The 8667-nt window shown below is 46.0% G+C and carries 7 protein-coding genes; 2 read left to right on the forward strand and 5 right to left on the reverse strand.

What is annotated here, in order from left to right:
* Nucleotides 1–14 precede the first annotated feature (14 nt).
* The 5 genes from ACOCD9_RS05505 to ndk form a co-directional block, all read right to left on the reverse strand.
* Entirely contained in the window at nucleotides 15–1163 is a 1149-nt protein-coding gene (locus tag ACOCD9_RS05505) for a quinone-dependent dihydroorotate dehydrogenase (protein WP_419546667.1), read from the reverse strand.
* A gap of 104 nt (nucleotides 1164–1267) precedes the next feature.
* Nucleotides 1268–2143 (reverse strand): J domain-containing protein, encoded by an 876-nt coding sequence (locus tag ACOCD9_RS05510; RefSeq protein WP_194015001.1) that lies wholly within the window; start codon nucleotides 2141–2143, stop codon nucleotides 1268–1270.
* A gap of 138 nt (nucleotides 2144–2281) precedes the next feature.
* Entirely contained in the window at nucleotides 2282–4444 is a 2163-nt protein-coding gene (dnaK, locus tag ACOCD9_RS05515; RefSeq protein WP_287700722.1) for a molecular chaperone DnaK, read from the reverse strand.
* Between the two features lie 193 nt (nucleotides 4445–4637).
* Nucleotides 4638–5675 carry an RluA family pseudouridine synthase gene (locus ACOCD9_RS05520; protein ID WP_419546670.1) on the reverse strand — a complete coding sequence of 346 codons (1038 nt, stop codon included), beginning with the start codon at nucleotides 5673–5675 and terminating at the stop codon, nucleotides 4638–4640.
* A 544-nt stretch (nucleotides 5676–6219) separates the two neighbouring features.
* Nucleotides 6220–6669 (reverse strand): nucleoside-diphosphate kinase, encoded by a 450-nt coding sequence (gene ndk / locus ACOCD9_RS05525; RefSeq protein WP_002800982.1) that lies wholly within the window; start codon nucleotides 6667–6669, stop codon nucleotides 6220–6222.
* Nucleotides 6670–7003: 334 nt separating this feature from the next.
* On the opposite strand from ndk, the gene ACOCD9_RS05530 reads away from it, so the two are divergent.
* Both ACOCD9_RS05530 and ACOCD9_RS05535 read left to right on the forward strand, forming a co-directional pair.
* Nucleotides 7004–7642: a histidine phosphatase family protein gene (locus ACOCD9_RS05530; protein ID WP_419546672.1), complete on the forward strand. Its 639-nt coding sequence runs from the start codon at nucleotides 7004–7006 to the stop codon at nucleotides 7640–7642.
* 49 nt (nucleotides 7643–7691) lie between these two features.
* Nucleotides 7692–8336, forward strand: coding sequence for a histidine phosphatase family protein (locus tag ACOCD9_RS05535; RefSeq protein WP_002759710.1), 645 nt, complete (start codon nucleotides 7692–7694; stop codon nucleotides 8334–8336).
* The last annotated feature ends 331 nt before the right edge of the window (nucleotides 8337–8667 follow it).

Genomic DNA, 8667 nt, shown 5'->3' on the forward strand with positions numbered 1-8667 from the left:
CGGAGAAAATTGGCTCATTCTTGGTTAGCTTGCCAACCCACCGCTTGATTAATATTAGTCAACCCATTAGCCTCTAATTTTTCTGTTAATCCTTGTAAAATATTTGATACTAGCCAGGGTCCTCGGTATAACCAACCGGTATAAATCTGTAATAAACTCGCACCGGCGGTAATTTTTTCCCAAGCATCATCGAGAGAAAAAATGCCTCCCACTCCAATTATTGGTAAATTGCCTTGGGTTTGCCGATAGATAAAACGGATCACTTCCGTGGAACGTTCCCGCAAAGGTTGCCCACTAATTCCCCCTGCTTCTTCAGTGATTGGTTTACCAGTTTCAGGCAGAATTGTGGTTTTTAATCCCGTGCGTTTAGTGGTGGTATTAGTAGCGACAATTCCGGCTAATTGATAGGAGAAAGCTAACTCGATAATTGTTCTGATATCTTCCCATTCTAAATCGGGAGAAATTTTCACTAATAGGGGTTTTCTGCCTTGATTTTCTCTTTGTAAAATGTCGAGGATTTTATCGAGTTGTTCCCCACTTTGCAGGGAACGCAAACCGGGAGTATTGGGAGAACTAACATTAACGACAAAATAATCAGCATGGGGGAATAAATAGCGAAAACTGCCTAAATAGTCCTCCGGAGCCTTTTCTAGGGGCGTATTTTTCGATTTACAGAGGTTAATGCCGATGGGAATCTGTCGGGGTTGTCGTTGCCAAGATTGCTGGAGAGTTGCCGCTAGAACCGGCGCACCGAGGTTATTTGCCCCCATACGGTTTAATCCCGCCAAATCTTCCGGTAAACGGAATAATCTCGGTTTTGGGTTGCCCGGTTGCCCTTCTAGGGTGACAGCACCCACCTCGGCAAAACCAAAGCCGAAATTATGCCAAAGTCCTGCCCCTAAACCGTCTTTATCGAATCCTGCCGCCAATCCGACGGGATTGGAGAAATTTAACCCCCAGAGACTTTGCGATAGGCGAGAATCGCTAAAACTGAGGGATTCTGATAATTGTGAGATTAGCCATTGTCCCCAAAATCCCCCCCGCGATTGATCGATTTTTTGCAGAGTATTTAATAATTGTTTTTGTGTTCCCTCTAAATTGCCCCGAATAGCCTTGAAAGCTAGGGGATAAAATGGTTTAATTGTATCAATTATATTTATCATAAAAAGACAGGAATTAAGGGTTAGGTGTAGGGTGGGTTAGGCAAGAACAAGTTATGTTTTTGACAAAAAATTTCAAATTTGCCGTAACCCACCTAGCATAATCTTTATAAACCTTGACGAGGATTAAAAGTTTCGATCGCCCGTATTTTTTGATAAAGTTCTAATTCTTCAGGGCTAGGATTGGGAGGATTAACTAAGAGAATTTCCACTAATTGATCGCCCCTTTCTCCTTGGGAAGTGGGATAACCTTTGTTAGCCAAACGTAATCTTTGACCACTTTTTAACCCCTTAGGAATCATCATTTTAACTAAACCGTCAATGGTAGGAATTTCCACAAAACCGCCCACAATTGCCTCGCTGGGAGTAATCGGTACTTGACAGACAAGATCAGAACCTTGAATCCTAAAAAAAGGATGCCTAGCGATAGTTATTTTTAAATATAAATCACCCCCTTCAATACCCTGACCTTTGAGACGAATTTTCTGCCCATCGATCATGGCTGCCGGCATATCAACCTCTATTGATCTACCATCTTCCAGACGAATTCTTTGTCTGCCACCTTGATAGGCTTTCTCTAAAGGTAAAGTTAATTTTGCTTCCACATCTCGACGAGTTAAACGGGGAGAGGAGGCAATTTTAGCACGCTTAGTATTAAGGTTATTAAAATCTTTAAACTTCCATAGATCCTGTTCTGTACGGGGGATTTTTCCATTACCGTTACTATTGGCTTTTTCCCCCGGACGTATCCCACGGCGCTTAATCCCCGTCAAGGAACGATTATACTCAACCCGTTTTTCTTCATCGGAGAGAACATCATAAGCTTCATTAATATCTTTAAACTTTTCTTCTGCCGATTTATCCCCCGGATTAACATCGGGATGATATTGACGCGCCAGTCGTCGAAAAGCCTTTTTTATCTCGTCACCAGTAGCCGTGCGAGATACTCCTAAAACATCATAATAATTAACTAATTGTGGCATATATTCAGTTATCAGTTATCAGTTATCGGTTATCAGTTATCAGATTTGAGTTTTAAGTGAGCAGTATGTATTAAGCGAGCAGTATTAAATAGTAGTTTCCCACTGTCTTTTCACTGATTACTGATCACTGTTTACTGATTAAAACCAATCATCATCGTCATCATCCCAGTTATTTTGGGGGGGAATATTGCGGGAACGATTGCCGCTGCTGCGGTTACTTTTACTATTGTTATAACTTTTTTCCTCCGAAGGGGGGGGACTTTGCCAATCGCTATCGCGGCTATTGTAGTAATTGTCCTGATTGCGGGGGCGATAACTATCTTGATTAGCTGAATAATTCGGTCGATAATCACTCTGATAACCCGGTGTAGTGGGACGATAATCCTGACGATAACGATCGCGACGCGGTTCGGAGGGAAGATCATCTTCCTTATCCCCGGTAAAAGTCTTGCGAATAGCACTAAAAAAGCCCTCGTCTTCCTCGTCGTATTGTAGGCGTACCTCGCGATTTAATTCATAGATAACATCCTGTAGGTCCGCCTGGGCGCGATCGATGCGACGGTCATCATTTTTCTCCAAAGCGTCGATAATTTCCGTACTCAAAGACTCAATTTGACGACGATAGGAACGGGTGAACTCATTACCAAAATCGAGAGTAACATCTTTTAAGCGTCGTTGAGCTTGATCCACCAGAGAGCGGGCGCGATTGCGTTTATCGACCTTTTCGCGACGGGTACGATCTTCTTCCGCAAATCGGGCAGCATCACCGATCATGCGGTTAATTTCCCCTTCGCTGAGGGTAGAAGCGCCTTGAATGGTGACACTTTGCTCCCGTCCGGTCATTTTATCCCTAGCGGTGACTTGTAGAATCCCGTTAGCATCGATATCGAGGGACACCTGCACTTGCGGAATACCCCGGGGCGCGGGGGGGATACCAGTTAATTTAAAACGTCCCAGGGATTTATTATCGCTGGCCATTTCCCTTTCCCCCTGCAAAACGTGGATTTCCACCACAGTTTGATTATTTTCGGAAGTGGAAAAAAGGTCAGATCTGCGGACGGGAATAGTGGTATTGCGGGGGATTAACTTTTTCATCACACCGCCGATGGTTTCTAAACCCAAGGATAAAGGGGTTACATCGAGGAGCAGCACGTCTTTTACCTCGCCGCCCAAAATTCCCGCTTGAATAGCCGCCCCGACCGCTACAACCTCATCAGGGTTAACATTTTGATTGGGTTCCCTATCGATAAAACTCCGCACTAAATCCTTAACCACCGGCATCCGCGTGCCACCGCCCACCAGTACCACTTCGTCTAATTGGACGGGGGACAAACCGGCATCAGAAAGGGCGCGTTTGAGAGGACGACGGAGACGACTGATTAAATCGCCGCATAATTCCTCAAATTGGGCCCGACTCAGACGAGTTTCGATGTGTTTGGGGCCGTCTTCCGTGGCGATGATAAAGGGTAGATTAATATCGGTGACGCTGACCCCAGATAGTTCAATTTTGGCTTTTTCTGCCGCTTCTGTGAGTCTTTGTAGTGCTTGCCGGTCTTGGCGCAGCTCCACGCCTTCCTGTTCCAAAAATTGATTGGCTAACCAATCGACGATTCTTTTATCGAAATCATTACCGCCTAATTGGGTGTCGCCACTGGTGGCTTTCACCTCAAAAACGCCGTCACCCACTTCCAGGATAGAAACATCAAAAGTACCGCCCCCCAGGTCAAAAACGAGGATTTTCTTGCTTTCCTGTTCATCGAGACCGTAGGCAAGGGCAGCGGCGGTGGGTTCGTTGAGAATCCTCATCACTTCTAACCCCGCAATTCGGCCCGCATCCCGGGTGGCTTGACGTTGGGAGTCATTAAAATAGGCGGGGACGGTGATGACGGCCCCGGTGACTTCTTCCCCTAGATAACGGCTGGCTTCTTCGGCCAATCGCCGTAAAACTAGGGCGGAAATTTCTTCGGGGGCGAATTCTTTTTGCAGACGGGGGCATTTAATTTTGATATTGCCCATCTCATCCCGGCGGATGGTGTAGGGGACGCGCTTCGATTCGGGGTTTAATTCCGAGTAGCGACGACCTATGTAGCGTTTGATTGCATAGTAGGTGTTTTGGGGATTAAGTACCCCCTGTCGCCGGGCCATTTGACCGACGACTAACTCGCCATCTTTATTAAAACCGACCACAGAAGGAGTGGTTCTCATGCCCTCCGAGTTGGCGATGACCACTGGCTTTCCGCCTTCCATCACGGCGACGACGGAGTTAGTTGTCCCTAGATCAATGCCTACTACTCTACCCATGCTTGTTTTTGTCTCCCCCTAGATTTCGATAACTTCGGGACTTTTACCTTCGATCGATAGTTTAAATCGCTTAATGCTTGTTGACAATATTGTATCGAATTGTCTTAGGTTCTCGCTCTCGGTTCGGAGCGATTGAGGGTGTGATTACCGAAGTGGTCTTTTAGTGATCGCTTGTCATCCGGCTTGGGGGGTTTTAAATAGGGTCTGCGGCAAAAAGTTTTTCCTGGGGGCAGGGTGTGGGGTGTGGGGTGTAGGGTGTAGGGTGTGGGGTGTGGGGTGTGGGGTGTGGGGTGTGGGGTGTGGGGAGTTTTCTCAGTGAACTGATAACTGATAACTGATAACTGATAACTAATTCCGGCGGCGCTGGACAACAAATAGAGATTCTTTCCCCTGTACTGGGATGATTAAAAACGATTTGATTGGCATGGAGATAATAACCACAATCTCCCGGGACCGCATCCGGTCGCGGTAATCCCCCCAGACCATACAAGGGATCACCGATTAAAGGATAGCCAAAAAAGGCCAGATGAATGCGAATTTGATGGGGTCTGCCCGTAAAAATTTGTACTTCTAATAGGGTACTATCGGGATGTTTTTTTAAGACTCGACCATCACTGCGGGCCGATAACCCATCTGTGAGCGCACCGTAAACATAGCCTAAAATGGGATGGGCGATTTTCCCGATCGCTTGATTAATAGTAAAATTATCTGGTATGTCGCCCCGACCCACTAAAGCTCGATATATTTTGGTAATTTTCCCCTCTCGCATCTGTTGACTCAATTTAGCTCTAGCTGGCTTTGATTTCGCCATTAAGACTATACCGGAAGTGCCGCGACCAAGACGATGAATTGGATAGGGAGTGACATCGCCATAATGCTGATGTACCAAATGGATAAGAGTATGTTCGAGAAATCCACCCCCCGCTAACACTGGTAATCCCGAAGGTTTCGCCACCACTAACACCTCGGCATCCTCGTAGAGTACCTCAAAAAAAAGCGGTACATCCGGTTCTGTCCACGGCGGGCGCTGATAGGTCAATTGCTGCCCGATTTCCAAGACTTTATCGGGGCAAGCGGGACGACCGTTGACTAGAATTGCTGCTGATAAAATGCGATCGAGCCATTCTTCTCGGCTAGAATGGGGATATTTGCCCGCATAGTAGGCTAATAGGCTTAATCCTGCCTGATTTTTGCTAATTTTATCTCGATAAATCCAGCCTTGATTGGGCATTGGGGTAGTGGGTGTGGGGTGTGGGGTGTGGGGTGTGGGGTGTGGGAAGAATAAATAAAAATAATCTCCTGACTCCTGACTCCTATCTCCTAACTCAATGTTAGACAAAGATAAGCAAAAGTTATTTATTGACTCCAAAAACTTGAGAATATTTAAATTAACATTCCGCAATATTTACAAATTCTTAAGAATTAATTGAGAAAGATTTTTATTTAACAACGATGTTACAATGGTTACAGCGATTTTACTGAATTTCATAATGGGTTATTTTGTGCTTTTTTGGTCAGCAAGGGTTGAAACCCTTGCCACACCTAGAGGGTGATCCCAATTAAGACAGGTAAATCAGTCAATTTCACCCACAACGATGATCTTTTTTTTGTGTAGTTTTATTGCAAAAAAAAAGTTTTTTTGACAAAAAGCACAAAGTATGCAGGGGTAGTTATTGCAGAGAGGGGAGAAGGGAGAGGGGAGAAGGAAGTAAAACAATCTCCTGTCTCCTGACCCCTGAACACTGACGACCGACTCCTGACTACTTCAAAGGGAATTACTCTACCACCCAGGGAGTGATGGCGGGAGTCCAATTAGCCAATTCTGCATCGCTAAACCAGAGACTAACTTCATCTTTGGCGGTATCTGGACCATCGGAACCATGGATAAGATTGCGTCCGACACTAATGCCAAAATCACCGCGAATCGTACCAGGTTCAGCATTGAGGGGATTAGTGGCGCCAATAATTTTTCTAGCGGAGGCAATTACTCCTTCTCCTTGCCAAACCATGGCCACCACGGGGGAGGAGGTAATAAAATCGACCAAAGAACGGAAAAAGGGTCTTTCTTTATGAACAGCGTAGTGTTTTTCCGCTAATTCGCTAGAAACCTGCATCATTTTCAACCCAACCAGCGTAAAACCTTTAGCTTCAAAGCGTTGAATAATTTCCCCCACCAGATTGCGCTGCACACCGTCGGGTTTAATCATTAAGAAAGTGCGTTCCATACTGCCTCTTAAAATTTAGCCATAAATTGTCACAAAACCCAGATTAACCCGGAATGGCATCCTAGAGAGTGACAGAATTTCGCTTCAATTGCTGAGTTAGCTTGCTGTCCGACTGAGATAGAAAGTTTTCGTTTTGGCTCCCTGCTTCCCACACTCTGCCCCCTGGAAAAACTTTTTTAGTAAACCCCAAATATAGTGGTAATTTAGAGAATTACTGGGAAACAAAAGGTAAAAAGGATGATTGTAGCGGCGAATTGCCTTCGCCCTCTTTTAATAACTTCTGCTTATCACTATAAGTGGGAGAGAGTCACAAATATTGAGATGCACCCAAAAGATGAGTCTAAAACTTTACTTTTTGCGTCATGGCGAAACCACAGCCAGTCAAACGGGTAGTTTTTGCGGTCGATTAGACTTGGAACTAACCCCAGCCGGCTATGAAATGGCCAAGGATTTCGCCCTTGCCTATCGAGATGTGCCTTGGACAGGCATCTATTCTAGTCCCCTCAAACGCACCATGGCCACAGCCACCCCTTTAAGCGAACTCTTAGGTATTCCCATCCACAAACGGGAAGGATTAAAAGAGATTGCCTACGGCCAATGGGAGGGAAAAACCGCAGCCGAGGTTAATCGGGAGTTTCATGATGATTATGTGCGCTGGTTAGCAGATCCGGGCTGGAATTCTCCCACAGGAGGCGAAAAAGGCATCGATATCGCTCGTCGCAGTTCGGAGGTATTAGAGGAAATCGACCATAATCACGATGATGGCCATATTTTGATCGTTTCCCATAAAGCAACGATCCGAATCGTGTTATGTTCTCTTTTAGGCATTGATATCGGCCGTTATCGCGATCGAATTGCCATGCCCGTGGCCTCGGTGACGATCGTCGAATTAGCCGAACACGGTCCCCTCTTTCAAGTTATGGGTGATCGCTCTCACCTCCGCAATGACCTACGCTGGCGAGCGGGAACCTAACCAGTCAACAGCAACCAGGGAAGCCCCGAATTTGGTCTCCTGAAAAACTATGTGCTTGATGTTATATTTTCTACGACACGGACAAACGGCCTATAGCAAAACGGGAGGATACTGTGGTACTCCAGAAAATGATCCCGGTTTGACTGCCGAAGGCATCGAAATGGCCGAGGAATTCGCCGATGTCTATCGTTCTTTACCTTGGCGTGCGGCCTATGTCAGTCCCCTCCAAAGAGCTATTCAAACCGCTAAACCCCTCTGTGAAGCGGTGGGACTAAAATTAGAAATCCGGCAGGGATTACAAGAGATCGGTTATGGTCTTTGGGAAGGTATGCACCCTAACGATATCGATCGTCAATATCATGATCTCTATGTGCGTTGGTTGACGGATCCCGCTTGGAATGCTCCCCCCAACGGGGAAAGGGGCATCGATATCGCCCGTCGTTCCGCAGCCGTTTTGGAAGAAATCGAACACACCCACAGTGATGGCAATATCTTGATCGTTTCCCACAAGGCCACCATCCGGATCATGCTCTGTAGTCTGATGGGCATTGATGTGGGCCGTTATCGCGATCGATTTGAAATGCCCGTGGCCGCTGTCAGTATTGTCGAATTAGGCAGTCGTGGCCCGCTTTTCCATGGCATCGGTTTACGTTCCCACCTCAGTGAGTACCTGCGTTCTCTTCCTTGCACCTAATCAGTTATCAGTGATTCAGTTATCAGTGATCAGATGTCAGTTTTCATACTCAATCCGGTTATTAAAAACTGATTATCTATTCCCTCTTTTGCCTCTTGCCTTTTGCCTGTCCTGATATGTAGCCTATACTCAACGGATTTAGCATTACTTCCCACTTGATCATTCAATCCAAGCTTTTGGGGGGTAGAACCCCCCAAACCCCCCGCGCATTAGTTTTTCGGTGGGATGCTTACACGCAGCCGCTGACGCATCTGTAATAATTTGAGAGTCACTTCACTCGCAGGAGTGCCTCTCCTGATATGTAGCCTATACTCAACGGATTTAGTATGAT

This window comes from Microcystis sp., assembly GCF_048564745.1.
In the GTDB taxonomy this organism is placed as follows: Bacteria; Cyanobacteriota; Cyanobacteriia; order Cyanobacteriales; family Microcystaceae; genus Microcystis; species Microcystis ichthyoblabe_A.